Origin of the sequence: Shewanella sp. Actino-trap-3, assembly GCF_002836275.1 — a bacterium.
GTDB lineage: Bacteria > Pseudomonadota > Gammaproteobacteria > Enterobacterales > Shewanellaceae > Shewanella > Shewanella psychromarinicola.
This window is the reverse complement of the sequence record NZ_PJCE01000001.1, coordinates 2953088-2979549: the sequence shown is the minus strand read 5'-3', so window position 1 is coordinate 2979549 and position 26462 is coordinate 2953088. Positions and strand designations below refer to the sequence as shown.

Annotated in this window: 25 protein-coding genes; 7 read left to right on the top strand and 18 right to left on the bottom strand. The window is 44.2% G+C overall.

Translation table 11 applies throughout. The features are described from left to right. Positions 1-2 precede the first annotated feature (2 nt). The gene (locus CXF80_RS12745) at positions 3-1595 is read left to right on the top strand and encodes a PepSY-associated TM helix domain-containing protein (protein WP_157822230.1); all 1593 of its coding nucleotides are present in this window, start codon (positions 3-5) and stop codon (positions 1593-1595) included. A 69-nt stretch (positions 1596-1664) separates the two neighbouring features. Here the strand turns inward: CXF80_RS12745 and CXF80_RS12740 are convergent, their stop codons facing one another. Continuing rightward, positions 1665-2360: a pirin family protein gene (locus CXF80_RS12740; RefSeq protein WP_101033219.1), complete on the bottom strand. Its 696-nt coding sequence runs from the start codon at positions 2358-2360 to the stop codon at positions 1665-1667. A 45-nt stretch (positions 2361-2405) separates the two neighbouring features. Further along, entirely contained in the window at positions 2406-2849 is a 444-nt protein-coding gene (locus CXF80_RS12735) for a DoxX family protein (RefSeq protein WP_101033218.1), read from the bottom strand. A gap of 146 nt (positions 2850-2995) precedes the next feature. Between CXF80_RS12735 and CXF80_RS12730 the strand changes: the two genes are divergently transcribed. The 3 genes from CXF80_RS12730 (at position 2996) to CXF80_RS12720 (ending at position 5139) form a co-directional block, all read left to right on the top strand. Continuing rightward, positions 2996-3892, top strand: coding sequence for a LysR family transcriptional regulator (locus tag CXF80_RS12730; RefSeq protein ID WP_101033217.1), 897 nt, complete (start codon positions 2996-2998; stop codon positions 3890-3892). A 226-nt stretch (positions 3893-4118) separates the two neighbouring features. Then, positions 4119-4631, top strand: a complete 513-nt coding sequence (locus CXF80_RS12725) for a DUF2937 family protein (RefSeq protein WP_101033216.1) — start codon at positions 4119-4121, stop codon at positions 4629-4631. A 34-nt stretch (positions 4632-4665) separates the two neighbouring features. Then, positions 4666-5139, top strand: a complete 474-nt coding sequence (locus tag CXF80_RS12720; protein ID WP_101033215.1) for a peroxiredoxin — start codon at positions 4666-4668, stop codon at positions 5137-5139. 80 nt (positions 5140-5219) lie between these two features. Here the strand turns inward: CXF80_RS12720 and CXF80_RS12715 are convergent, their stop codons facing one another. The 10 genes from CXF80_RS12715 to CXF80_RS12670 form a co-directional block, all read right to left on the bottom strand. Then, positions 5220-7175: a methyl-accepting chemotaxis protein gene (locus tag CXF80_RS12715; protein WP_101033214.1), complete on the bottom strand. Its 1956-nt coding sequence runs from the start codon at positions 7173-7175 to the stop codon at positions 5220-5222. Between the two features lie 247 nt (positions 7176-7422). Then, on the bottom strand, positions 7423-8757 hold the full coding sequence (gene envZ / locus CXF80_RS12710) for a two-component system sensor histidine kinase EnvZ (protein ID WP_101034768.1): 1335 nt from the start codon (positions 8755-8757) through the stop codon (positions 7423-7425). Positions 8758-8766: 9 nt separating this feature from the next. After that, positions 8767-9492 carry an osmolarity response regulator transcription factor OmpR gene (gene ompR / locus CXF80_RS12705; protein ID WP_101033213.1) on the bottom strand — a complete coding sequence of 242 codons (726 nt, stop codon included), beginning with the start codon at positions 9490-9492 and terminating at the stop codon, positions 8767-8769. 117 nt (positions 9493-9609) lie between these two features. Continuing rightward, complete coding sequence (locus tag CXF80_RS12700) at positions 9610-10410, bottom strand: hypothetical protein (protein ID WP_157822229.1); 801 nt, start codon at positions 10408-10410, stop codon at positions 9610-9612. A 233-nt stretch (positions 10411-10643) separates the two neighbouring features. Continuing rightward, positions 10644-11576, bottom strand: a complete 933-nt coding sequence (gene cyoE, locus CXF80_RS12695) for a heme o synthase (protein ID WP_372491447.1) — start codon at positions 11574-11576, stop codon at positions 10644-10646. Positions 11577-11641: 65 nt separating this feature from the next. After that, complete coding sequence (gene cyoD, locus CXF80_RS12690) at positions 11642-11971, bottom strand: cytochrome o ubiquinol oxidase subunit IV (RefSeq protein ID WP_101033211.1); 330 nt, start codon at positions 11969-11971, stop codon at positions 11642-11644. Next, positions 11971-12594, bottom strand: a complete 624-nt coding sequence (gene cyoC / locus CXF80_RS12685; protein ID WP_101033210.1) for a cytochrome o ubiquinol oxidase subunit III — start codon at positions 12592-12594, stop codon at positions 11971-11973. Before cyoC ends, cyoD begins: the two co-directional genes overlap by 1 nt. Positions 12595-12596: 2 nt before the next feature. Beyond that, complete coding sequence (gene cyoB, locus CXF80_RS12680) at positions 12597-14576, bottom strand: cytochrome o ubiquinol oxidase subunit I (protein ID WP_101033209.1); 1980 nt, start codon at positions 14574-14576, stop codon at positions 12597-12599. A gap of 2 nt (positions 14577-14578) precedes the next feature. Continuing rightward, positions 14579-15610, bottom strand: a complete 1032-nt coding sequence (gene cyoA / locus CXF80_RS12675) for a ubiquinol oxidase subunit II (protein ID WP_101033208.1) — start codon at positions 15608-15610, stop codon at positions 14579-14581. Between the two features lie 175 nt (positions 15611-15785). Then, positions 15786-16118: a hypothetical protein gene (locus CXF80_RS12670; protein WP_101033207.1), complete on the bottom strand. Its 333-nt coding sequence runs from the start codon at positions 16116-16118 to the stop codon at positions 15786-15788. A 646-nt stretch (positions 16119-16764) separates the two neighbouring features. Here CXF80_RS12670 and CXF80_RS12665 point away from each other — a divergent pair. From CXF80_RS12665 to CXF80_RS20485, 3 genes are all read left to right on the top strand, one after another. Further along, positions 16765-17400, top strand: coding sequence for a hypothetical protein (locus CXF80_RS12665; protein ID WP_101033206.1), 636 nt, complete (start codon positions 16765-16767; stop codon positions 17398-17400). A 46-nt stretch (positions 17401-17446) separates the two neighbouring features. Continuing rightward, positions 17447-17737, top strand: a complete 291-nt coding sequence (locus CXF80_RS12660; protein ID WP_101033205.1) for a hypothetical protein — start codon at positions 17447-17449, stop codon at positions 17735-17737. Positions 17738-17824: 87 nt separating this feature from the next. Next, a complete protein-coding gene (locus CXF80_RS20485; protein ID WP_232772100.1) occupies positions 17825-17938 on the top strand; it encodes a nitronate monooxygenase in 114 nt (37 codons plus the stop codon). A 184-nt stretch (positions 17939-18122) separates the two neighbouring features. Here the strand turns inward: CXF80_RS20485 and CXF80_RS12655 are convergent, their stop codons facing one another. The 6 genes from CXF80_RS12655 to aspA all read right to left on the bottom strand — a co-directional run bounded on the left by CXF80_RS12655 (position 18123) and on the right by aspA (position 26078). Continuing rightward, entirely contained in the window at positions 18123-19175 is a 1053-nt protein-coding gene (locus tag CXF80_RS12655; protein ID WP_101033204.1) for a porin, read from the bottom strand. A 243-nt stretch (positions 19176-19418) separates the two neighbouring features. Then, entirely contained in the window at positions 19419-20144 is a 726-nt protein-coding gene (locus tag CXF80_RS12650; protein ID WP_101033203.1) for a fumarate reductase iron-sulfur subunit, read from the bottom strand. Continuing rightward, positions 20141-22150, bottom strand: a complete 2010-nt coding sequence (locus tag CXF80_RS12645) for a fumarate reductase flavoprotein subunit (RefSeq protein ID WP_101033202.1) — start codon at positions 22148-22150, stop codon at positions 20141-20143. The genes CXF80_RS12650 and CXF80_RS12645 overlap by 4 nt, the downstream gene beginning before the upstream one ends. Before the next feature lie 203 nt (positions 22151-22353). Further along, a complete protein-coding gene (locus CXF80_RS12640; RefSeq protein WP_101034766.1) occupies positions 22354-23079 on the bottom strand; it encodes a fumarate reductase cytochrome b subunit in 726 nt (241 codons plus the stop codon). Positions 23080-23218: 139 nt separating this feature from the next. Next, entirely contained in the window at positions 23219-24520 is a 1302-nt protein-coding gene (locus CXF80_RS12635; RefSeq protein ID WP_101033201.1) for an anaerobic C4-dicarboxylate transporter, read from the bottom strand. Between the two features lie 115 nt (positions 24521-24635). After that, positions 24636-26078 carry an aspartate ammonia-lyase gene (aspA, locus tag CXF80_RS12630; protein ID WP_101033200.1) on the bottom strand — a complete coding sequence of 481 codons (1443 nt, stop codon included), beginning with the start codon at positions 26076-26078 and terminating at the stop codon, positions 24636-24638. Positions 26079-26462: the final 384 nt, after the last annotated feature.

Here is a 26462-nt window from a genome sequence, read left to right as displayed (position 1 = left end):
CAATGAAATCTGATTCTCCCGTACAGCACAAAGTCATTAAAAACCTTATCGAAGCCCACAGTTGGCTTGGGTTAATTATTTCACCGTTATTATTTTTGGTATTTTGGGCTGGGGCCGTAACCTTATTTCACGACGAAATAACGCAATGGGCCATCACCCCGCATCATCCGGTCGATAACAGCCAAGCAGACATACCACTAGCGACATTAGTTGAGCAAAAGTTGGCTGAATATCCTCTTGATTATAATGGCCGTTTTCGGATAAATATGCCGACCCAGCTAGTACCTTATTATATTTTTTACTTTGATATAGTGGGAGACGCTCCACAATCAGCGCCTCAATCCATGGCGATATTGGTTGATCCTAAAAACGGTCAAACTGTTGCTGGCAAAGATGACTTTTATCTATCGCAATTTATTTATCGCTTGCATTACAACCTCGATCTGCCCGGTGGCAGTTATCTGATTGGTATGGTGACACTGATTTTTTTATTTGCATTAGTGTCGGGGATTTTTATTCACGCCCGCAAATTGCTAAAACAGTTCTTTTTGTATCGGGTCGATAAACAGCGTCGCGATAAACTGCTCGATCTTCATACCGTAGCAGGGGTGATGACACTGCCCTTTACCTTGATGTATGCCCTAAGCGGCTTGATCCTTAACTTGGCCATAGTGTTCCAGCTGGCTTTTGTGGTGTTTATTTATCAGGGCGATCGACAAGCATTATTTAATGATGCTGGCTTTAACCGTATCAGCGAACCGCGCAGTGAAAAATCACTGGATATGAGCAATGCGTTTACCTTAATTGAACAAACTAAACAGCAATCGAATTTTGAATTACGTAATATTATTTTCCATCATTACGGTGCCGATAATGCTCTGGTGCAAGTGCGTGGAAACGACACTGCTAATTTTGCCCAACGTGATGAAGTGACTTATCGCGTCCAAGATAGCAGTGTGATAAATAAGGTTAATGTCGATAATTACAATGTATTCCGCCAAGGGAGAGATGTATTAGTGACATTGCATTTTAGTAACTTTGCCGGGGTAGATATCCGCATTTTGTACTTTATATTGGCAATTGCCATCAGCGCCATGATTGTCGCGGGCAATATGCTGTGGATTAATAAACGCCGTGCTCAGCGTCAGTCTTCGCCGCGCAGTATTGCTATAGTGACCGCGATGACGATTGGTGGTTGCGGCGGCATTATTGTGGCGACAGCCGTTGGCTTTTTGTGTGAACGACTATTGCCAGCAACCTTGCCAGGGCGAAGCGAATGGCTGGTTGGTTGTTTTGTGGCATCGTTAGTAGCGGTGATCTTGTATAGCATTAAGGTGAATGATACTAAGCGGCATATTAGTCAGTTATTGCTACTGACCAGTGGCATATTAGTGGTCACCATTGCTGCAGATTGGCTGATGTTCTCTGAGCAAATAATGGCGTTATGGCAAACGGGTTATCATGGGGTAATCGGGGTACAGATTGGGATGATGTTGGTGACGGCAGTGTGTTTATGGACCGCATGTCAGTTAGGCGGGTACCGCCATTCATTGTCATCGATGCCCGAAAATAGTACGCCCACCAGTGGACAATAAACTAACGTTAGATTGATGTGATTTAGCCTGCAGGGAAACTACCGCAGGCTAATCATTCACTGAACTCATTTAGGGTAAATCAAAAACGAGTGCCGTTGACTGAGTGTCTGATGGGTTAATAAAGGTCACTGTGGACATGTCAGTGAGTTTTGCGCCATCACCTGCACTCAGCGGTTGATCTTCAATGCTCAGTTCGCCAGCGACTTGATGAACATACACTTTACGGTCAGTCGCAATCTGATAGGTTATTTTAGATTTAGGTGCCAAAATCAGTTGTGACAATGTCGCATTTTGCTTGATCTGCAAAGTACCGTTTTCACCTGTTGGTGTGGCAATCGTGGTCAAGCCCAATGTTTGACCAAAGTTTTTTTGCTGGTATCTCGGTGTATTGCCTAAGGTATTAGGCTGGATCCAAATTTGTAAAAACTTCAGTGGTTCAGTGTTTGATGCATTGTATTCACTGTGGGTAATACCGCTGCCAGCAGACATTAATTGAAACTCACCCGCAGGCAATACTTCCACATTACCTTCACTGTCTTTATGGGCGATAGAGCCCTCAAGGACATAGCTGATAATTTCCATATCACGATGACCATGAGTCGCAAACCCTGCTCCGGGCGTAACGCGGTCATCATTGATGACTCGCAGCGCTGAAACCCCCATATGCTGTGGATCGTAATAGCTACCAAATGAGAAACTGTGCTTGCTGTCCAGCCAGCCAAAGTTGGCTTTACCGCGTTGATTTGCATGACGTAATGAGATCATAACTTTCTCCTAAAGAGCCATTAAAAAGACTAAGCCGATATTTATTTAAGCTAATTTAGTGGCAATGGTGTTATCGATTGCGACTTTACCTGAGCCAGACAGCGCAAGTGACACACTGGCAGCTAACAGTGCTAATGCAAATTCATAACCATTGTTAGCCATAAATAAACCGTTGGTTAAATGCACACTGACAATGGCGATAATCATAGTAAAAGCCAACACCACCGCTGATGGGCGAGTCAGTAAACCCAATAGAATAAATAATCCACCAACCAATTCAGCGCTGCCGGCTAAGAAGGCCATTAATACGCCAGGCTCAATGCCAATTGATGCCATCCATTGTCCAGTGCCTTCAAGGCCATAACCACCAAACCAACCAAATATTTTTTGCCCGCCGTGAGCCATAAAAATAATCCCAATAGGTAAGCGTAATGCTAATGTGCTGAAACCTGCAGTAGAGTGGGTGATGTTTTTAGCGAGTGCTTTCATGGTATGTATCCTCAATAAGGTTAAACATTGTGTGTTTGAAGTGAGCCTGTCTCACTGATTGATGATGAGTATATTGGTACTTGATTGAATAAAAAATCGGAATAAACTGAGGTAATAGTTCAATTTTTTTGAATATGGAGAAGGTCATGCAAAACCCGATTACTATTGATGCATTACGCGCCTTAGATGCCATTGAGCGTAAGGGCAGTTTTGCTGCCGCAGCGGCATCTTTATATCGAGTGCCGTCGGCCTTGACCTATACCATCAAAAAACTTGAAGAGGAAATGGGTGCGGCCTTGTTTGACCGCTCAAAACAGCGAGCGCAATTAACCCCTGCAGGTAAGTTAGTGCTCGAGCATGGGCGAGAAATTTTATTGGCGACAAATCGGTTAATTGATTCGGTACAGCAACTCGAGTCTGGCTGGGAAAATGAAATTCGCTTATCGCGCGATACCATTATTTATCAGAGACCATTGTTTAATTTGATCGAGCAGTTTAATCAACTAGAGCACAGTGTTGATATTACCTTAGATGTTGAAGCGGTTGGTGGCGGTTGGGATGCACTGCACAGTCGCCGCGCCGATATTGTCATTGGCGCGTCAGGCGAGCTACCAAGAGGGGTATTTCAAACCCATAAAATGGGTGAAATTGAATTTGTGTTTGCCGTAGCGCCGCATCATCCGCTGGCGTTTGTGGATGGCATGTTGGATGCCGACAGATTGACACATTATTCGGCGCTGGTGGTGGCCGATACTTCACAGCTTTTGCCTATTCGCGATAACGGTATCTTTAAAAGTAAGCAGATGATCCGCCTTAATACCATGGAAGCTAAAATTGCGGCGCAAGTGCAAGGGTTGGGCATTGGGTTTTTACCGCGGCATATGGTGCAATCATACCTTGATAGTGGTCAACTAATTGAAAAGCCATGTTCAATCCCAAGGCCTAATCAAAGTGTGTATATTGCTTGGCATAAAGATCATCAAGGGCGCGCCTTTGACTGGTTTGTTGAACACCTACCTAAAGTGAATTGGGGATTGAGTTAACTTATTTGTATTGCTCATGGGCGTATGACGATGCCCTTGAGCGTGTTGATACGATGATGGTGTCGACATTAAGCCGTTGCTTGTGATGCCATCATTGGTGAATGTTGGATTACAAATCCTCAGCGGCTGCACGTTAAATTAACATCCATTTATACAAGATGCTTAGTTAACTAATTGGTGATATTGTGACCTTTCTGAATTTATCTTTATCGCAACCGATGACATCATGATAAAACATTTAATGGATTACCTTCGCTTAGTGCTGTTTGTTTGTGGCGTATTGATTGGTATTCAAGTTCCCGGTTTTGTTGACCAATACGGCCAGCGACTCGAGGCGCACCAGCTTGAAGCTAAGCTAAGTTTGGCTGAGTTTCAGCACGATGCGGACCGCTTTTTTGGTGGGGATATCAATAAACTGATCCGCCATTATCGACAAAATAATGATCCAGTTTTTAGTGCTGGCGGTGAAAGTATCGAGTCTATTTATCAACGTTATGTGTCATTAACCGATGCATTAACACGATTTCGTCAACACAGTTACAGTCCCTATCAACAAGTGATCCTTACGCCAAAAAAAGACATTCAAGCTGAGGTGTGGCAAAACTATTCCCATGTGATTTTGTTAAAACCAGAAGCCATTGCGATTGGTATGTTATTGGGGCTGTTGATCTCGATTTTATGTGAATCCGTATTATCTATTCTATTTCTGGGCTGCCGTAAGGTATTGGCGCCAAGATAACCTATCGTTTTAACTAATAATTAAGGAAATAATTATGATCGCTAAAGGACAATCGCTACCAAAAGCTACATTAAGCCAACTGACTAAAGACGGTATGGTTAACCACGATGTGACTGAGTTATTTGCCGGTAAAAAAGTGGTGTTGTTTGCTGTGCCTGGTGCATTTACACCAACCTGTTCAGAAGCCCATTTACCTGGCTTTGTGGTATTGGCTGACGAATTTAAAGCCAAAGGCGTTGACTTAATTGCTTGTGTTGCGGTTAACGATGCATTCGTCATGAAAGCCTGGGGCGAAGCACAAAATGCATCTGAATTGATGATGCTTTCAGACGGTGATGCCAGCTTTACTAAAGCATTAGGCTTAGAAATGGATACCGCAGGTTTTGGTGGTGTTCGTTCACAACGTTATGCCATGGTGATCGACAATGGTGTAGTGACTTTACTTAATGTTGAACAAGGTAAGTCATTTGAAGTCAGCACCGCAGAAGCTGTGATGGCGGCACTATAATCTATACATAATAGGTTATTAGAGATAAAAAATGGGCGCCCAATGTGGCGCCCATTTTTATATTCTAACGTGATAGACGTTTAAGCCTTCCCAGCGGCAATGCCTAAGTTTTGTTCTATATTGTTGACGCTGTTGCTGACTTCTAATGCAATGGTTTCGCTTTGTTCAAAGGCGTGTTTTGCTCGCAGCAGTAAACTGTCCATGGCAACCACAAACTCGTCAAGATGATGCACTTGTTGGTTTGCGTGTTCACTCCCTTGACAGGCACTCTTTGCCATGGCGCTGGCCTGTTGTTGTACTTGCTGAGCAAAGGTTAACAAGCTTTGGGCCCGGCTTTTTTGCTGTTCTGAAGCCTCGCTAATGTCATTTACACTGTGACTCAGCGCGGCATTCGATGTCGTTAACTGGGTTAATATTGCCATGATGTCCTTGAGCGATAACTGGGTACGGTGGGATAAGTTGCGAACTTCATCGGCCACAACAGCAAACCCGCGTCCTTGTTCACCGGCTCTTGCGGCTTCGATGGCGGCATTGAGTGCCAGTAAGTTAGTTTGATCGGCAATATTACCTATCACATCGACAATTTTAGCCGCATCACTGACCGAGGTGCTTAGCTGGGTTAGCGAGTGGTTACATTGATCCACTTTGGTCAATGTATGTTCTGTAGCCGTTAATACGCCTTGTGCCTCTTGTTGACTGGCCAGCATGTCATTCATGGTCTGTTGTGCGCTTGCTGTTAGCGCACTAGACGACCTGTTTACTTTATTGGCTAATGCAATTAAATCAGCAGTTTGCCCCTGTGCTTGCTGTACGACTGTTTGTGTTTGTTGGGTGCTGTTTGATAACGAACCAATTCGGGTCACTAATTGGCTTAATGACTGTGAAACCTGGATCATATTGTGTTTTTGCTGTTCATCATCTTGTTCAAATCGTTGCAGCAGTCGGTTAAAGTGTGCCGCAATCTGGCCGGTTTCACATTGGCTTGTTACCGGTAACGGTTCACGTTGGTTAGACTCGCTTAACATCGAGAACGCGCGATTTAAGCGTCGTAACGGAGTGACCACTCGGCGTTGCTGCAAGATGAAGTAACTCACCGAAAACAACGCTAGCAAGGTCACCATGCCATACAGCAACCATTGTAAGTTGAGCTTTAATTGTTGGTCTGTTTGAGTTTGCCTATTTGCTAGGGTCACTAATTGCTGCTCGACTTGGCTGGTGGCGTTAATCAGTGCGGTTTGCACCGTTTGGTTGTCGGCGATCATCTGCTTGGTATTGGCGACTTCTTTGCTGTAGCGTTGGGTCAAACTAAGTAATTCAGCACGTGGCGTTTCGCCAACTTCAATGCGTTCGGGTTCATCATCACCTAAGGCAAACTCATCCACTGCTTCGGTGCGGTAAATCCCTAATAAGGGTAGACTTTGTAGTTTATCGTGCCAGGTATTAAGTGCACTAATGGAGAAGTTAACACTGTTGGTCACGCTGGTATCTTGGTCTATCAGTAGGGTCTGAGTTTGCTGCGATAATGGGTAAACCAAGCTGGGTAATTCAAGGCTGAGGGCTAGGTATTGCTGTGCGATGTTGTTGCCTTGGCGGGCGGATTGAGCATAACGGCTTAAGTTGCGATTGTAATCGAGCATCTCTGACTCAGCAAAGGCCAGTAATTGACGCGGGTTACCTGCCAATTTACCCGCGGCGCGGTATTTAGTGTCTAAGTCGCCAATTAATTGGGCCATTAACTCGATCAGCGAGGCGCTGCCTAATTGTGGATGCGCTTGGTGTAATTGGGTGATGCTGACGGTGATACTGGTGATGTCGGCGCGCGCCTGTTCTAGGTAGTTGCTTTGTCCTGTTCGTAGGTAATTGTTGATGTTATTGCGCACATCGTACTGAAACGTATGTTGGATCCGCTGTAAGTTTTGATTGAGCTGCTCGCTCACTTGGCGTTGTTGGTTACTCCACAACACGGTTGCGGCTAATAAGGCTGCAAGGAGTAATAATAACGCTGATGCACTAAGTGATAATGTTGATATTTTCATGCTACCCAGACTTCAGATAAAGACCATTATGAGTATTTTATGGCACTAATGTTACCGTTTATCGTGTGGGATGATTATTGATTTCGGGGGAGCAGTAAAATCGTTTAAATTGAGTCACTACATTGTTTTGTGAGTTGTTTTTGAGTTCACGCACAATGATCGCGACATTTTCAGCGCGACATTTTCAGCACGACACCTTCATCAAGACATTGGAATAGCTGCGTCGTGATAGCTGGATTATGTAAGTTTAGCTGTATCGGCGTTTGCTGATTAACGGCAGCCATACTTGTGCTTTTAATCCACCTTGGGGACGGTTAGACAGTTTTACCTTGCCATGATGACGGTCAATAATGCGTTTAATAATGGCTAAGCCTAAACCAGAGCCAACACTGCCGCGGGCTGAATCACCTTGGGTAAAGGGTTGAAACAGTGCCTCAACTTTAGTTTCATCAATACCTGGGCCATTATCTTCAACGCTAAAACAAACCGCATTACCTTGATGGTACGAGCTTATTTTTATCCAGCCATTACCATATCGAAAGGCATTCTCAACTAAATTACTCAACACCCGTTTAATGGCCACACTATCCATCGCGATGTCGGGACAGTCTGCTAACGACAATTCAATCGTCTCTTCGCGGTGCGATTCTTGTTGGCTAATTTCTTGTATTAGGCGGTTAATTTGATCTGGCTCGCGCACGCCTTCCTGGTCGTTACGAATGTAAGCAATAAATTGGTTAATAATTGCATCCATGTCTTCAATGTCTGTGACGATGCCTTCTTTTAAATACTGGTCATCGTCGACCATCATTTCAGACGCTAACCGAATACGAGTTAAGGGTGTACGCAAGTCGTGTGAAATACCAGCCATCAATAAGGCACGGTCTTGTTCAAGTTGCTTCATGCTGTTGGCCATTTGGTTAAAAGCATGGGTTACTTCAACAATTTCGGTTGAACCGCTTAACGGCAGCATCGGCGGAAAATCGCCCTTTGATACGGCAAATGCCGCTTTTTGGAGTCGTTTTAACGGCCGGTTTTGCCGGCGGGCAAACAACCAGCCACCGGCGACACTGAGCGCGCCAATCACTAATAAATATAAGGTCAACGGCGATAGATCAGATTCGTTAATGCTGGTCAGCGGCACTTTTATCCACAAAGAAGGTGCTTGCGGTGGCTTAATCCATACATCGAGTTTGTCACCCTGCGAAAAACGCACTTCGGCTTCGCCGCCCAAATACACCGACATTTGCTCAGATAGAAAACTGTAATAAGTGGCTTGATTTAGTCCAGCGTCTTGAGCTTGTTTGAGGTTGTAAACCGTCATGCCATCGTCACGAACTTTGGCATTTAAGGCATCAACCATGGTGAGGTGTTCACGGCCAACATCGACACCATCAACAAATAAAATATTGATTTGGCGGGCAATCAGTTGGTTGATTTGCTCGTAACTGGGTTTGATAAAGTAAACGGCGACAGACCAGTAAGACACTAATTGATTAATCAGCAATAAGCTGCCAATCAACAATACCGTCTGACTAAAAGCGCTTCGGGGTAAAAAGCGTTGCCACCATTTTAACTTCAGTTTCATGGCTTACTTACGCGTGGTGCCGTCGGGTACAAATACGTAGCCAAGGCCCCACACAGTTTGAATATAGCGAGGGTTGGCGGCATCTTTTTCAATTAAACGACGTAGGCGTGATACCTGAACATCAATTGAACGCTCAAGAGCGGAATAATCACGACCTCTGGCAAGGTTCATTAACTTGTCACGAGACAAGGGTTCACGAGGATGGTTAACCAGCACTTTTAATACCGCAAATTCACCACTGGTGAGGGCAATACTTTCATCGCCATGAAACATTTCGCGGGTGGCAAGGTTTAGTGAAAATTCACCAAAGGCAATCACTTCTTCTTGCTGCGCTGGCGCACCAGGGACTTCGGCAATTTGACGCCGCATTACGGCTCTAATACGCGCGAGTAGTTCGCGCGGGTTAAACGGCTTAGGTAAGTAATCGTCTGCGCCGAGCTCGAGGCCGATAATGCGGTCGACTTCATCGCCTTTTGCGGTCAGCATCACAATCGGAATAGGGTTCTCTTGCTGGCGTAAACGGCGACAAATCGATAAACCGTCTTCACCGGGTAGCATCAGATCGAGTACTAAAAGATGAAAGTTTTCGCGCTCAAGTAATCTATCCATTTGTTCGGCATTGGCTGCACTACGAACTTGGAAGCCTTGCTCTATCAAGTAACGCTCTAATAATGAACGTAATCTCATATCGTCATCGACGACGAGAATCTTCGAGGTTTCTTGGCCCATGAAATATCCTTTTAACACTAAATTGATACCAGCTATGGTTCAGTATGAAGTGTAATCGCTTGAATTTGAATAGCTGATTGTGGCAGAAATTGTAACTAAATAGCTGTAAATGACGGTTTATCGTCTAAATCGGCGTTGATGGGCATTTATATTGTCATCTTCAACCGCAAACGATAGCGCCAATTGTTGACGAGTAAGGTGATAAAAAACGCTTGTCATGGTGTCGAATTGGCTAACGCTTTGTTGTGGAGGGTTATCAAAAATAGGCTCGATGAACAGTTGGTTTTGTTGACGTTCAAAGCGTCCCCATTGTAAATGTGTGTAATGAGGATTAGCTTGCGGGTCTTGGTGTAAGTTGATTTGCACCACAGCGTAGTAACCATTATCGAGTAGCACTAAGCTACTCAGCATAAACCTTGACAGCTCATGCCATACGCCATAAACGGATTGACTCGGATAGATATGATATTGATATTGTTCATCGGCAACACTGTCGGCATTAGTGTCGATAGTGAATGCTAACTGTTGCCGTTGTGGCGTGAGCATTATTTGCAGTTTTAGATGGTTAATTTGATAAGCAACCAGGCCTTGTTGCTGATTATTGCTATAGCTTGGGATAAAGCGCACTCCTAGTGGCTGGATGTCTATTTGCCCCCATTCTGCGACGCTGTTTTGCGGTTTAGTTAAGTTAAATTCCATGTATAAGTAACTGTGGTCGCGATTTAACTGTAATAGTGTTATTTGTTCTGGAGTATCGATTATCCAATTACCAAAAATGCTGTCTTTGGTTGTAGGCCGAGGTGATGGGGTCGCCTGCAGTGAGTTGACCGTGAGTACACTGCACCCGAATGCTAACAGCAGGACAAAGTTTTTTATGGTGTTAAGTGAAGGTGTTTTGCGCTGGCTGGTGCGCGACATGATAAACATAAGATCCCTTTATGTTTGCCTGTGCAGTTCAGTTTTATTTTTAGAACCGCGGGCGGTATTTTTGAGTCGTACTCAATTCTAGTTCTCAATTCTAGTTCTCAATTCTAGTACTCAATTCTAGTTCTCAAACGTAGTACTCAATCGTAGTAAAAAATGCTGATTAATCAAATAAAAAAAAGCCCACTGACCAAGAAGCCATGGGCTTGTTTGATAATGCTGCCTTATTAAGGCACCAATATTAGCCGTGCAGGTTGAGCAACTACTTGAAAATCCAATGCCATGGTCACGCTTAATGCCGTGATAGTCACAATGGAAAAGCCAAACACTTGCCTAGCCCAAGACTGCAGATTAATGTCGCGACGATAGCCTTTTAACGCCATAGTTAACCACCATAAACTCGTGGCGCAAGTGACAGCCATAAAGGCGATACCGGTGTAACCGGCCAAAGGTAACAGCGCACTCACTAATGCAAACACGGCAATGTAGAGCACAATATGTAATTTTGCTTTAGCCATGCCCTCAGCCACAGGTAACACCGGAATATTGGCTGCGGCATAGTCGTCAAAACGAAAAATTGCAATCGCGTATGAATGCGGCATTTGCCATAAGCTGAACATTAGCAGCAAAATAATGGCGCCTGTGTCCATTTGTCCGGTGACTGCACAATAACCGACAACCGGTGGCACCGCACCGGAGAAACTGCCCACTAAAGTGCCGTAAACCGAGTTGCGCTTCATGTATAGGCTGTACACGCCGACATAAACCACATAGCCGATAGCGGCAAACAATACCGCTAAGCTGTTGGTGAATATTGCTAGCATAGTAAAGCCAATGATCCCCAGACCAATGCCAAAGCTCAATACCGCTTGCACCGATATTTCACCTGTGACGGTGACTCGGTTGCGCGTTCGCTGCATTTTGGCGTCGATATCACGATCAATACAATTATTGATAGCGCAACCCGACGCCACCACCAATGACAGTCCTATCATAGTGGCAAGCATCAAGGTCCAATCAACGCTACCTTGAGCGGCGAGTAAAAAACCGCCGGCGACAGAAATTAAATTGCCCATGATGATGCCAGGCTTAGTAACCTGAACATATCCTCGTAAGCGTGAGGTTAATTGTGCTGACATAGATTGACCTTGATTATTGATGATAGCTGTCTGGTTGCATACTTTGGTTGCAGTGCTTTGACATTGCGCTAATGACATTGCGCTGTTTACATCATCAATTCGTTAGCTGCGGTGATAATCCACACAGATAAACCCACCACCATGATAATAATCAACGCAGTGAATAAGAACGAAAATGTATTAAGCTTACCTTCTTTAGAAAAATCTAAATGGAGGAAGTATTTTAAATGCACCACGATTTGCACTATGGCCATGACAACCACAATCCATAAGGTGGTTGCATGGTTAAAGTGTTGGGTCATCACTGACCAAAATGGAATAGCAGTTAAAATCACCGATAACACAAAGCCGACGATATAAGACTTAACGCTAGCGGCAAAATCACCTTCGGTGTGGCTTGAATGTGCATGACTCATCACAAGACTCCTAACAAATAAACGACGGTAAACACACACACCCAAACGATGTCTAAAAAGTGCCAAAATAAGCTTAAGCAGCTTAGGCGGGTAATACTGCGATGACCTAAACCTGTTGTTAGCACTTCGACCATCATGATCAGCATCCAAATTAAACCAGCAGTGACATGCAAACCATGCATGCCCACTAAAGCAAAAAATGCCGATAAAAAGGCGCTGCGATCTGGGCCATTACCGTGTTCAATCAGGTGACTGAATTCGGACACTTCCATAGCAATAAACGCACACCCTAGGGCGAAGGTGATCAGCAACCACACTAATGTGGCGACTTTCTTTTGGTGTTTAGCGCAAATCATGGCAAAGCCATAAGTAATACTACTGATCAACAGGGCGGCGGTTTCCATAAGCACGAAATCTAATTCGAAAATATCTTTACCGGACACACCACCATCGGTGTTCATGTACAAAACAGCATAAGTTGCAAAAACGGATGCGAACAAAATACAGTCGGTCATCAGATAAATCCAAAAACCGAATAAGGTGTTGCCGCTTGTATCATGATGTTCAACATGATGCTCAGCAGAGTGAGCCAGGTGTAAATCTGCTTGGATAGCAATACTCATTATCAGCCCCTTGCTACGTTATCTAAGTGTGCATTTTCAATCTGCGCGACTTGGTCTGGTTGCACGTAGTAGTCAATGTCGTTGTTGTAAGCACGGATCAAGAACAGCACAAACGTACCCGCAAACCCAACCATAGCTAACCACCAAATATGCCAAATTGCGGCAAACCCCACCGAGGTAATGGCCGCCGCCATCAAGATACCGCTGGCAGTGTTTCTGGGCATATGAATAGGTTGGTATGTTTTCTGGCGTTGATACGCTTCACCTTTTTCTTTCATATCGGTGAATGCATCAATGTCAGTTACTTGGGGTAACTGGGCAAAGTTATAGAACTGCGGTGGTGAAGAAGTTGACCACTCAAGCGTATGGCCATTCCATGGATCGCCAGTAGTATCTAAGTTTTGCTCACGGTCTCGGAAGCTGACATACAATTGTACAAACTGTAAAATGATGCCCGCGAGGATGATAAACGCGCCTACTACCGCAAAGTAAATCCACAAGTTCCATGCCGGGTTATCAGTGTGATTGATACGACGAGTCATACCCATAAAACCAAGCACATATAGCGGCATAAATGCGACATAGAAACCAATTTGCCAGCACCAGAATGATGCCCTGCCTAAACGTTCATTGAGGTGGAAGCCCATGGCTTTAGGAAACCAATAGGCAAAACCAGCCATGTAACCAAATACCGCTCCACCAATAATGGTGTTATGGAAATGAGCGATTAAAAATAAGCTGTTATGCAATACATAATCTGCGCCAGGTAATGCTAACAGTACTCCGGTCATGCCGCCGATGGTGAAGGTCACCATAAAGCCTAAAGACCACAATACTGGGACGGTAAAGCGTAAACGGCCGCGATAAATGGTAAATAACCAGTTAAACAGTTTTACCCCCGTCGGCACCGCAATCACCATGGTCATCACCCCAAAGAAGGCATTAACGTTAGCGCTCGACCCCATGGTAAAGAAATGGTGTAACCACACGATAAAGCCAAGCACAGAAATCGCACCCGTTGCCCACACCATTGAGGTGTAACCAAATAAGCGCTTCGAGGTGAAGGTTGAAAGCACTTCAGAGAAAATACCGAAGGCCGGTAATACCAAAATGTATACTTCAGGATGACCCCAAGCCCAAAACAGGTTGATGTACATCATGGCGTTACCGCCACCATCATTGGTAAAGAAGTGGAAATCTAAATAACGGTCTAAGGTTAATAAACCTAAAACAGCGGTTAAAATTGGGAACGACGCAACAATTAGCACGTTCGCCCAAGTACAGGCCCAAGTGAAAATGGGCATCTGCATTAGCTTCATGCCAGGCGCCCGCATTTTTAACACGGTGGCGATAAAGTTCACCCCGGTTAAGGTTGTCCCTATCCCGGATATTTGCAAGGCCCAGATATAATAATCGACCCCCACCCCCGGACTGTACGCCAGCTCTGACAAGGGGGGATAGGCTACCCAACCGGTTTTGGCAAACTCACCTAATCCAAGTGAGATATTGATTAATATCGCCCCAGATGCGGTTAGCCAAAAGCTTAGGTTGTTTAAGAAAGGGAACGCCACATCGCGAGCACCAATTTGCAACGGCACGACCAAGTTCATCAGACCAATCATAAATGGCATCGCCATAAAGATAATCATGATCACGCCATGGGCGGTGAAGATTTGGTCATAATGCTCAGGAGGCAAATACCCCGCCGCGCCATTGGTAGCCAGTGCTTGTTGCGTTCGCATCATAAGTGCGTCAGAGAAACCCCGGACCAGCATCACCATCGCTAGCACGATATACATAATACCAAGGCGCTTATGGTCAACCGAGGTTAACCAGTCGTGCCAAAGCACGCCCCATTTTTGATGCTTAGTGATTAAGGCCGCAATAACGATTCCAATAATGGCGACAGCCGCAAGGGTCACCATAATAATCGGTTCGTGATATGGAATTGACTCGAGTGTTAATTTTCCAAAAAATGGCATGATTATTCCGCCTCCCCAGAAGCAGTCGATGAATGCTCTGTGGTTGAGTGTGTAGAGGATGAATGTCCAGAATGATGTTCAACGTCCGTGTCAGTGATGTGTTCCATGTCTTGCATATGCTTGGCATGATCCCTACTCGACATCGATTTCATGTCGTTCATTTCTTCCATGGTGTCCATTGGTTTCATATTCGAATCTGGGTGCATGTACTGCATAACGATGTGGTTAAACATGCCATGTTGCACAGAGCCATAATATTGAACGGGATTATTTTCGCTCTTTTTAGCCAGTAGCTTGTACTGCTCAACATTCAAGCTGCTACCTTGCTGTTTTACCTTAGCCACCCAGGCATCAAAATCGCCAATGGTTGGCGTCGCAATGGCCTTAAACTTCATCCCAGAAAACCCTGCACCACTGTAGTTAGCTGAAATACCATTGAAAGTGCCAGGTTCATTCGCGATAAGATGTAGCTTAGTCGCCATACCGGCCATTGAGTAAATTTGGCTGCCCAACTGCGGAATGAAAAATGAGTTCATTGCCGTGTCTGAAGTGATTTTGAAATTAACTGGCACATTGGCAGGAAAGGCCAATTCATTAACTGATGCAATGCCATATTCTGGATAGATAAACAACCATTTCCAGTCCAGTGATACCACTTCAACCGTCACTGGCTTAGCGGGATGATCGAGGGGCTTATATGGATCTAAATCGTGAGTCGAATTCCAAGTGATAACACCAAGAATGACCACGATAATAATCGGTATGACCCACACCACGATTTCAATGGTGTTTGAGTGTGCCCATTTGGGCGCATAGATTTCTTGGTCGCGCCCATCGCGGTATTTCCATGCAAAATATAACGTCATGAAAATTACCGGAATAACCACAATCAGCATCAGTAAAGTCGCCACAATAATGAGATGTTTCTCATCCATGCCTACTTGACCTTTGGGATCCAGTACGCCGCCTTCACAACCGGCTAGCATAAAAGCTAATGCTGCCAGTGCTGGTTTACTTAAATGTCGAATTAACAAAGGAAGATTCCTCTAACCTTAAAAGCTTACTACGCTACCAATGGGGGGATCGGCAGTTGCAGAATAATCGTCAGACGCGAATCGCGGCGTCAAAAAGCTTAACTAAATCAGTAGCGAGTGATTTGGCTTGCGTTTTAAGGCGGTATTGAGCGAATGATGTATGTTGAGTGAAAACTTAAGCTGATAGAGGAGGAGCGCGGCAACCGTGAGCCGTATATTCAAGGGGTTTTGGGACAATAACCGACAAGGCACTTAACCCATTGCTAAGTGCAAGAAGATGACAAAATGTAGAGTTGAGATGAAATAAACGCCAAAATTGCTCGATCACCAATGGATTAAATATTAATAAGCCCAGTAAACTTACGCCCAGGACTTCAGCTAATACGGTATCCGCAATGGCAATAAATTCAGTAATATCGATGAAGTGCCCCATCGACAGAGAAAAAGAATCAGCTAAAGGTTGCAGCAACAGTAATCCGAAACACAAGGTTAAATGTGTTTTACTCAATTTGGACAACCTTGCGATGCGATTAAGCGGTTTAACAAGGAATTGGCAAAGGGTTAGTTTCAAGAAACGTTTTCAACCGAGCTCAAAGGAGTGGGTAGTTAAATCAACAGATCCAACTGGCAATTTCATTAGCTGCAGAGTAACAACAAGGGACTATTAATTGAAAGTAAATTACGGTAGGGGAGCCGTGGGATTATTAAATAAATCTTAACTAGAACAATGTTTACACTATTCGTTTACAAAATTAACCAAGCGGTCATGATTTGAGGTCGCAATAACCACAAAAGTGTGACCGGTCGCACCTAACTTGGGCGGGTTAGTGTGATGATATCGGTATTTTTTTGTGATTACTTTCACCACCAAAGCGCTCTATTTGATGTTAGTAAGCTAGTTTATCTGTGCATTATCTATTCAGATCAACAAGGATAATAGCGTTGAATGGCGGCTTAATATTGGCGTATTTATTCTGTATGCGATTCTGGCCAATACTTATCTGAACTGTGGGTGATTAGGTTTAGAGTGCAGTGGGAAAAAATCTGATAATATTCACTAAATCAGATGATTAGCCATGCGCGTTTTTTCTGTTCTATTGAAGTAAATGCCCATGGGGACTATACAAATATTATAAATTAGGGACGTTAGGGTAATGATGCAAAGTTCATTTATTGTTAACTTTTGGGAAGTGGTATTTCGATATTTGGGCAAAATATCGTTCTTTAATTTTGTTCGATGGATGTTTCCTAAAGCGAAAACGGGCTTTTTCTCAGAGGTTTGGGCTCTTTCTCATGTGTTTCTTTCAATCGCGTCAGTTCCAGCCGTCCTATATATTAAAAACGATATAATTAGTTTTTGTATCGCGATTTATGCGCTATTGCGAGTGTTCGAAGTGGTTATTTATCAAATAAATGTGCTGTTATTTGACGAGTATCGAGCGATCAAATCGGGAGGTTCATACGCATTACACGGTTATCGTCGTATGATAATTCTTCTTATTCAGAATTACTTTGAAATTATATTCTGGTTTGCAGCTCAATACATATTTTTTCAGGATATGTTTGGTTTTACCGTTGCAGGATCTCAAGAAAGCATTTTAGGGGCGATATATACTAGCTTTGTTGTTATGACTAGTTTTGGGTTTTATAACGTCACTCCTCTTGGCGTACTGGCTTACACTCTTGTTATTGGCCAGGCAATGATTGGGCTTTTTATGACGCTTCTAAGTTTAGCGAGGTTCATTGGTTTAATCCCGAACCCCAAATCTATGGATCAAACAGAGCAGTAATACTTACCTTAGGCTTAATGTTATGTTTAAAATTTGAGGCGTTATTGTGAGTAGACTTAATTCTTTCACTGCACGCTTTGATTATCCAAGCGCCAATGGCGGGTGTATCCACGGCGCAATTGGCCGCCGCTGTATCGAATGCCGCGGCCTTGGATCATTGGGGATTGGTGCGAGTTCGGTAACGCAGGCTCAGCAACTCATTGTAGCAACGCGCTTGCTCACCAATGCGCCGTTTAACGTTAAGGTGTTTTGTCATGCACCGGCGCAGCGTGATGCAATAAAAGAGCATGCTTGGTTACATCATCTTGCTGACTTATTTGTAGTGTGCAGTGCATAAACGCCAACCCAAATTGACGAAATTGATAACAGTTTTGTCGACGATGAAGCCATGTTCAAGATGTAGCTTAATGAACGTCCTGCGGTGATGAGTTTTCATTTTGGCTTGCCATCATGTGAAAAAATTAGCGCCCTAAAGCAAGCCGGTATTTATACCATCGCCACAGCAACCCATTTACAAAAAGCACAGTATATTCAGTAGATGGGGTTTATTGACACTTAATTATATTCAATATATACCAATGAGACAAAAAATCAGCGTACGTTTAAAGGACTGATTACTGTACCGATAACGGTCGGTATTTTATTTGTTCAAGAGATAAACCAACAACAATGATTCAGGCATTAGTGTGTAATGACATTAATTGTTGTTGGTTTAGCGCTGCTTAAAACGTGTAATCGAAGTTGTAGCGCATACCGACCATTATCTGGTCATTGGTTTCACGGTATTCATAATCTTTTACTTGATACTCGATAAAGGTTCTAAATTTCGGTGTTTTATGCCATTCGAGTGTCGTGTTATATGCATTATAGTTCCCAGAGCTGATATCGTTGCCACCATCATCGAATTTCGACACTCCCAGTTTAATTTTATAGGTTTCATTGATGAAGTAGCTTGCGACTACATCCAGCGTTGAACCATCGACGTTGTCTTTTTCTATGTTTTGATAAGCTGCCGCTAGGTAAAGAGATTCGAAGCTTTTTGCTATGGTTACACCTAGCGTATTTTCATCTTTATCGTCTTCTAATTCCTTGTTGTAAAACGCGGCGGCAATATAGATTAGGTCGCTTTTGTAACAGACACCGGCGTTGACAAAATCACTTCCGCCACTGCCTTTGTTACCATCGAATTGGGCATCAGCTGAAAATAATATATCGCCGAATTGTTTGCGATAGGTCACTAGATTATTCAGTCTAAATGGACCCGCACTGTCATAGGCGATGGGTGTGCCTGAACGATTAAAAATATCAACGGGGTTGGAAATGATTTCCTGTGTGACAGCTTGCTTACCAATAGCAACTCGGCCCAAAGATCCCTTTATTCCTACATAGGCTTTTCGTGCATCGCCAAAGTCGCCGTCATTCTTTATATCGACCTTAAACTCACCTTTAGCAAAGGCCGTTAGGCCGTCGCCTAATTGTTGCTCTGTCGCAAAACCAATCCGTGAGCTGGCATCGTTAACATCCCACACATCGTCTGAATTGGTGTGGGTAAGACCGAACGTGGGACGTAAAGTACCATAAACAGTAAACTGAGTATTTGAGGGAGTAGATGCCTGACTTTCTTGCGCTTCGAGCATGGCGAGTCTGTGTTGAATTTGTTGTAATTCAGTTCGTAACTCGTCGTTAGTCTCTGTGTTGTTATTGGATTGGACTGCGAAAGTCGGCGCGGCAAAGCTTAACATCAGCACTGCTGATGTTAGTTTGAACTGTTTCATTTGTGTTCCTTACATAACAACTACGAGCACTCTGTTAATCAGTTTTATTGCCGATGCAACAGCACTGCAAGTAGTAAGGATGTGCACTTGTGATAGTGCTTGAGTAGGGGAGCCTAGCTAAAATGCCAAGGCCCCTCATATCGGCTGCTGGCAGATGGGGAGGCCTGTCAGCAATTTTGGCGTTGTGTCACCCTCATCAATCCAGCCAAACCACAGCGGGATATTGATTAAAGGGGCTTAGGGTTAGAGTATTGTCGAGGCCATTTTTCGGCGTAAATAGGCAATTTGCTTCATATGAGGTAGATCTTTAGGGCAGTTATCTTGGCAGCCTAACAGTGTCATACAACCGAATACGCCATCTTGATTTCCTATAACATGGTAGAAATCATCCGCGCTGCGGTTGTCTCTGCTATCCATTTCGAAACGGGCAATTTTCATCAGACCTACTGCGCCTACAAAGGTTTCACGCATTTGTTTTGTGGCACATGCGGAGACGCAGACACCACATTCGACACAGCGCTCCAGCTCATAAATCCGCGCAGCTTCTTCGGGCGCCATTGGATTTTCAAGGCGGTGCATGTCTTGGTCATCGGGTTTAGGATGCAGCCATAGTTTTAATCTTTCGGCTAATTCACGCATAAATTTACCCGTGTTTACGGATAAGTCGCCAATCAGTTCGAAGCCGGGCAGGGGCATTAAGGTGATTTCACCGTCAGGATAATTCGCCGTTAAGGTTCGACAGGCAAGCGTTGGCAAGCCATTAATCACCATGGCGCAACTACCACAAATACCCGCTCGACAGACAAAGTCGAACTGTAACGAGCTATCTTGTTGTTCGCGCAGTTGATTTAATGCGATAAACACTGTCATACCATCTGTTTCGGTCAATTGATAACGTTCCATCTTTGGCTTGTCTTGGCCATCTTGCGGATCGAAACGGAAGATATTAAAGCTGATTTGACGGCTCATAATGGTTTATTTCCTACTGGTTGAGATGGCGTGACCGCTAAAGTATCGCTAAGACGCTCATTGGATGGCTGTAGATGGCTAGGTAGCGTATATGGCATCAGGGCTTGTTGCAGCGTCTCTCTATCTGGGTTGCCGCCTAGCTCTGCGATCACCTTGCTTATCTCTTGGTTCCGTTTTTCAGTGTCCGGATGGGCGATAGTGTTATCGTTGCCGTAACCACGGTATCCCGGTGGTAACTCCATTTTCATCACATCGAGATTTTCGTAATGCAATACGGGTTCCAGTGACTCGGCATCTGGCCAAGTGGCCAGTGTTCGGTTGAGCCAATCTTTATCATTACGTTGTGGGTAATCTTCCCTCGAATGGGCTCCTCTGCTTTCTGTGCGGGCTGCGGCTCCACAGGCGACCGTTAAGGCTACTCTCAACATTCTGGTGACGCGCAGAGCTTCAACCAATTCGGGATTTGAATGACGTTTTTTACACTTAAGGCCAAGATTTTTTGTGCGAACAAGTAATGCTTTAAGCTCTTTAATGGCCTTCTCTAGCTCGGGACCATTTCGGAAAATACCGACATAGTCCATCATGACCCGCTGCATTTCTTTCTTTAATTGGAAGGGATTCTCTGTGCCGTTACCATCGACTAAATTATCGATCTCGTTTTGTAATTTATCGATAAATTGTTGGGTGAGAGCAGTATCAATTTCTAAGGAATTTTGTTGACAAAAATCCGCTACATATTGGCCGATGATCATGCCACCCACTACGGTTTCTGCAACAGAATTACCACCTAAACGATTGAAACCATGCATATCCCAACATGCGGCTTCTCCGACACTGAATAGTCCCTTAAGTTGTGGGCTTTCACCTGTGGCATTGGTACGGACTCCGCCCATGGAATAATGCTGGGTTGGTCTAACAGGGATCCACTCTTTACAGGGATCAATTCCCAGAAAATATTCACAAATTTCTTTTACTTCGCGCAAATTGGTTTCAATATGCTCACGCCCTAGAATGGTAATATCTAGCCAGAGGTGTGGACCGTAAGGACTGTCGTTACCCATACCTTTGCGCATATGTTCCGTCATGCGGCGTGATACCACATCTCGGGAGGCGAGTTCTTTTTTTTCAGGCTCGTAGTCTGGCATAAAGCGATGACCGTCTTTATCGCGTAATATGCCGCCGTCACCACGACAACCTTCAGTGGTAAGGATCCCCGCGGGGACGATTGCCGTGGGATGAAACTGTACCGCTTCCATATTGCCTAAGGTCGCGACACCTGTGTCGAGTGCTAATGCTTGACCGATACCTTCGCAAATGGTGGCATTGGTTGAAATTTCATAAATTTTGCCGTAACCGCCAGTGGCAATCGTGGTTGATTTGGCCACATAGGCGCGCAGCTCACCCGTCACTAAACAACGTGCTATAACTCCTTGGCAACGCTTACCGTCATGGATCAATGACAGGGCTTCAATCCGTTCGTGTACCGGAATACCCATAGATATCGCTTGGTTATCTACCGCATACAGTAATGAGTGACCTGTACCATCGGCGGTATAACAGGTTCGCCATTTTTCGGTGCCGCCAAAATCACGGGCATTGATGAGGCCATGGGCCTCCTTGGCTTCATGTAGGGTCACCTTTTTCGCGTTCATGATCACATCGCGCGGACCAGCAGAAACTCTAGACCAAGGCACTCCCCAGTTGGTCATTTCACGTATAGCTTTGGGTGCGCAGTGGGCAAACATACGTGCCACATCCTGGTCACAGCTCCAGTCAGAACCTTTTACCGTGTCCTGAAAGTGTATGTCTTCGTTGTCACCCATACCTTTAACTGTGTTGCCAAGGCTCGCTTGCATTCCGCCTTGAGCTGCCGCTGAATGTGAACGCTTCGCGGGAATAAGCGATAATACCAGTGTATCTAGCCCTTGCTCTTTGGTGGCAATTGCGACTCTAAGGCCCGCTAGTCCTGCACCAATAACTAATGAGTCTGTATAAATAAGTTTCAAATCAACTCCTTATCTAATAATTTAGATAATATGTATGGATTTATCATTGCACTCCCCTACGATAGATGTGATGCACCTACCGTTAGAGGATGATCTGTGTGTTAGTTTCGCCTTGCGAAAAGGAATGGGTGCGCCCATATCGTTATTTGTTATGGCTGTTTGTTGCCATGCAATCACACTTAGCGTCACCCTTAGCATGTCTATTACTTAGGCATAAATGGCTGTACTGGATGTAATAATTCACTGCCAATAGAGATGTAAGTAATTAGACTTAATGAGCCTAAACAGAGTAAATAGATGATCAAAATCTGAGCTATTTTGCGGATGAGGGGACGGTTACTGCTTATTCCCCATTTTAATATCACGCGGTATAACCCAATGATGCCATGTACTAATACGACCGGAAGGAAGACGATATATAAGAGCCAAGCGTGGCCATCATAGACTCGTTCGGCCGAGAGGTGTGGACCAATTTCAGGATTCAAAATCATAGTCCCAAGGTGCGCGGATACTAAGAAAAATAACACGAACCCAGTGATCATCTGCCAGTACCATGCTCGAGTATCTTTATGTTTTATATTGGACATAAAGCCACGCAGTGCCCGCCATTGTCCTATTTGCACCGGAAAACGACGTAATGCCAGTGCTGCGTGAACGACAACTAACACTAAAATAAAGACCGAAAAGATTTGTGTCACTATCTGGAAGCCATGCCCCGTAGAACTAAACATGCTACCTTCCAGTAACTGCACGACACGAAAGAAGGTTTCTTTGCCTAATAAAATGCTTGCCTCAAAATGCATATGCACTAATAAGAAAGCGCCCAGTAAAATACCGGTCAAACTTTGTAAACCGTCGGCTCTCGCCGACCAAGCTTGCCCAAATGGTCCGCCATTTATGGCGGTTGGAACACGCGTTTTTGTTGACATTAATTCACCACTTAAAAGGTTTGTCATGATGTAATTGCGCAAGCATTACGCCAAAACAAAGTCTATAGATACAGATTAAAATAAGCGGGTTAATCCAGTTGTTGGCATTAGCCCGTCGATTATTTTGCTTTAAATTGAGCTATAAAATCATGCCGCCAAACAGGAAGGCCAATAACACACTGGTCGCAATCGTCACCACACCAGGGATCAGGAATGGATGGTTAAATACTGCCTTACCAATCCGAGTTGAGCCAGTATTATCCATCTCAACAGCAGCCAAAAGTGTTGGATAGGTAGGTAATACAAACAGCGCACTTACAGCGGCGAAAGATGCGATGGCAGTTAGAGGACTCACTCCAATGGCTAAGGCTGCAGGCATCAGCGCTTTAGTCGTGGCCCCTTGTGAATAGAGCAGCATAGAAGCAAAGAACAGGGTTACCGACAATAACCAAGGCTGGCTCTGCAGTAAGGTTCCTGCAAGGTCTTTGATTTCATTAATATGATTAGAAACAAAAGTATCTCCTAACCACGCAACGCCTAATACACAAACACAGGCAGACATACCTGATTTAAAGGTGGCAGCATCAGAAATTTCGCTTGCGTCTAATTTACAAAAAATGGTGATAGCCGCAGCCGCTGTTAGCATAATCACCATGATGGCTGCATTACGAGGCAAAACAGGATCAACAATTAATCCCACTTTTTCCGAAATTGCAGTGGCATAAATCATCACTGCCGCAATCGCTGTTAAAAAAATCATCACTGAACGTTTAGCGCCAGTTTTAATGTTGAGGTGGGTAGCATCGCGTTTTTTGATTAACCCTTTGGCCAAACGATCTTGGTAGACAGGATCTTCAGCGAGTGGTTTACCCATTAAATTGGCTACTACGGCTCCGACCATACAGGCGATAAAAGTTGAAGGGATACATATGGCTAGGAGTACTAAATAATCCACTCCAAAAGGTTCTAGGATGCCAGAGAAGAACACAACTGCCGCCGAAATAGGTGAGGCGGTAATGGCGACTTGGGATGCTACAACAGCAATAGAGAGGGGACGAGATGGACGTATACCTTGTTCTTTAGCCACTTCGGCAATAACAGGTAAGGTTGAAAATGCTGTGTGGCCCGTTCCCGCAAAGAGTGTCATAAAGTAAGTGACGACAGGTGCCAGAAAGGTGATTTGTTTTGGATGTTTACGTAATAACTTCTCTGCCAGTGAGACGAGATAGTCCATCCCACCCGATACTTGCATGGCTGCAATGGCGGTGATTACCGACATAATAATTAGGATCACACCAATCGGAATCGTCCCCGGTGTCAGTCCAAGTCCCATCGTCAGTATCAGTACCCCGAGACCGCCAGCGAAGCCGATCCCCATGCTACCCATTCTTGCACCTAGGTAAATAGACCCAAGTACGATAATTATTTCTAATATAATCATAGTGTTAACTCTGTTTTGTTGTTAATTGCCAATGTATATCTAAGTGTCAGTTATGCACCGGCTTATTGTTGAATAATTGAGTTTGGGCTGAGGAGGATCCCCCAGCCCCACTGAGTTACATTTTGGTTTTGCTAGTATTTCGTTTAGCCTGAAACTTAGGATGCATCAGATTTTCAACCGAGAGAATTTCATCGAGTTCTTCAACGGTTAATAAACCGCGCTCTAACACCACTTCGCGAACATTTTTACCCGTTTGGGCGCAAATTTTGCCGATAATGTCACCTTCATGGTGGCCGATAATTGGGTTAAGGTAAGTCACGATGCCGATGGAGTTCATCACATGGTTCATACAGATTTCTGGGTTAGCAGTGATCCCTTCAACACACTTCTCGCGCAGCGTGACACAGGCATTGCCCATAAGGCTGAGTGACTCAAACATCGCCTGACCAATGACAGGTTCCATTACGTTAAGTTGTAATTGGCCCGCTTCGGCGGCCATAGTAATAGTGATATCGTTACCGACAATCTTAAAGGCGACCTGATTAACGACCTCTGGGATCACAGGGTTGACCTTGGCGGGCATGATAGATGAACCCGCTTGCAACTCAGGTAAATTGATTTCTTTGAGACCGGTACGTGGACCCGATGAAAGCAAGCGCAAATCGTTACAGATTTTGGACATTTTAATGGCCATACGCTTAATAGCACTGTGTAGCATGACGTAGGCGCCACAATCCGATGTCGCTTCAATCAAATCTTCTGCTGGCACATAGTTGCGTCCAGTTATTTCCGCCAGACGTTTAATGGCTAGTGAGGAGTAACCTTCTGGGGTATTAAGACCCGTACCAATGGCCGTTGCGCCTAAATTCACTTCGAGTAATAATTCTTGGCAACGCTTGATGGATTTAATCTCTTCTCGCAGCGTGACAGCAAAGGCATGAAACTCTTGGCCTAATGTCATAGGCACAGCGTCTTGTAACTGAGTGCGGCCCATTTTTAAGACGGTCTCAAATTCTTTGGTTTTAGTATCAAAAGCACTGATGAGATCGGTTAATGCGTCTAATAGGGTATCAGTGCTGTTGATCACTGCAATTCTAAAACCCGTTGGATAAGCATCGTTGGTCGATTGGCACTTATTAACATGGTCATTAGGATTGATGACATCATAACGGCCTTTTTCTAGCCCCATGAGTTCTAATGCTACGTTGGCTAATACCTCATTGGTATTCATGTTCACCGAAGTTCCAGCGCCACCCTGATAAACATCGACTGGGAATTGATCGACGAATCGCCCTGTTGTGAGGATCAGATCGCAGGCTTCAATAATCTTATCGGCGATTTCGGGGTTAACGACACCCAATTCGCTATTAGCCATGGCAGCCGCTTTTTTTGTCAGCATCATGCCTCGAACTAATTCAGGGACATCGGAAATTTTTTGATTACTTAGTTTAAAGTTTTCGATGGCACGTAATGTGTGTATTCCGTAATAGAATTCATTGGAAACTTCTTTATTACCCAATAAGTCTTCTTCGATCCGTACGTTATTAGTATCTTTCATTTCGGTCCTATTAAATCTAGTTAATAGTAAGATATATTTTCGACCTTAGAGTTGGGGATGTGTATATAAATTTAAGTTACACATGAAAATTACTCTTCGAAAACATAAAGGAGAATCGTCTCCTTAACTATTGAATTGAAGATTACTCTTTTAGAGGTAGCTCAATATCGATGAAGATCACTTAAACGCCAGAAATGGAAGGTTTTTTTTAGTTGTTAGATAAGTATCTCAACTAGATAAGTTTGTGTGAGCTATTACGTCTTGATATAAATTAGATGATATTTTGTTATTTTATTTATTAACTTGTGAAATAGTTATCCAAAGTTTTATTAAATAAATAACCGTATAAAGTTACAATTTTAGTAAGCAACTAATTTTATTTTG

Excerpts from the sequence above, each read along its gene's own strand:
- aspA (WP_101033200.1), bottom strand. The coding sequence starts at position 26,078 with ATGAAAGATACTAATAACGTACGGATCGAAGAAGACTTATTGGGTAAT.
- CXF80_RS12730 (WP_101033217.1), top strand. The coding sequence starts at position 2,996 with ATGCAAAACCCGATTACTATTGATGCATTACGCGCCTTAGATGCCATT.
- CXF80_RS12720 (WP_101033215.1), top strand. The coding sequence starts at position 4,666 with ATGATCGCTAAAGGACAATCGCTACCAAAAGCTACATTAAGCCAACTG.
- CXF80_RS12740 (WP_101033219.1), bottom strand. The coding sequence starts at position 2,360 with ATGATCTCATTACGTCATGCAAATCAACGCGGTAAAGCCAACTTTGGC.
- cyoD (WP_101033211.1), bottom strand. The coding sequence starts at position 11,971 with ATGAGTCATGCACATTCAAGCCACACCGAAGGTGATTTTGCCGCTAGC.
- CXF80_RS12650 (WP_101033203.1), bottom strand. The coding sequence starts at position 20,144 with ATGAGCCGTCAAATCAGCTTTAATATCTTCCGTTTCGATCCGCAAGAT.
- CXF80_RS12725 (WP_101033216.1), top strand. The coding sequence starts at position 4,119 with ATGATAAAACATTTAATGGATTACCTTCGCTTAGTGCTGTTTGTTTGT.
- CXF80_RS12640 (WP_101034766.1), bottom strand. The coding sequence starts at position 23,079 with ATGTCAACAAAAACGCGTGTTCCAACCGCCATAAATGGCGGACCATTT.
- CXF80_RS12655 (WP_101033204.1), bottom strand. The coding sequence starts at position 19,175 with ATGAAACAGTTCAAACTAACATCAGCAGTGCTGATGTTAAGCTTTGCC.
- cyoC (WP_101033210.1), bottom strand. The coding sequence starts at position 12,594 with ATGAGTATTGCTATCCAAGCAGATTTACACCTGGCTCACTCTGCTGAG.
- CXF80_RS12700 (WP_157822229.1), bottom strand. The coding sequence starts at position 10,410 with ATGTCGCGCACCAGCCAGCGCAAAACACCTTCACTTAACACCATAAAA.
- cyoB (WP_101033209.1), bottom strand. The coding sequence starts at position 14,576 with ATGCCATTTTTTGGAAAATTAACACTCGAGTCAATTCCATATCACGAA.
- CXF80_RS12715 (WP_101033214.1), bottom strand. The coding sequence starts at position 7,175 with ATGAAAATATCAACATTATCACTTAGTGCATCAGCGTTATTATTACTC.
- CXF80_RS12745 (WP_157822230.1), top strand. The coding sequence starts at position 3 with ATGAAATCTGATTCTCCCGTACAGCACAAAGTCATTAAAAACCTTATC.
- ompR (WP_101033213.1), bottom strand. The coding sequence starts at position 9,492 with ATGGGCCAAGAAACCTCGAAGATTCTCGTCGTCGATGACGATATGAGA.
- CXF80_RS20485 (WP_232772100.1), top strand. The coding sequence starts at position 17,825 with ATGAGTTTTCATTTTGGCTTGCCATCATGTGAAAAAATTAGCGCCCTA.
- CXF80_RS12635 (WP_101033201.1), bottom strand. The coding sequence starts at position 24,520 with ATGATTATATTAGAAATAATTATCGTACTTGGGTCTATTTACCTAGGT.
- CXF80_RS12665 (WP_101033206.1), top strand. The coding sequence starts at position 16,765 with ATGATGCAAAGTTCATTTATTGTTAACTTTTGGGAAGTGGTATTTCGA.
- CXF80_RS12735 (WP_101033218.1), bottom strand. The coding sequence starts at position 2,849 with ATGAAAGCACTCGCTAAAAACATCACCCACTCTACTGCAGGTTTCAGC.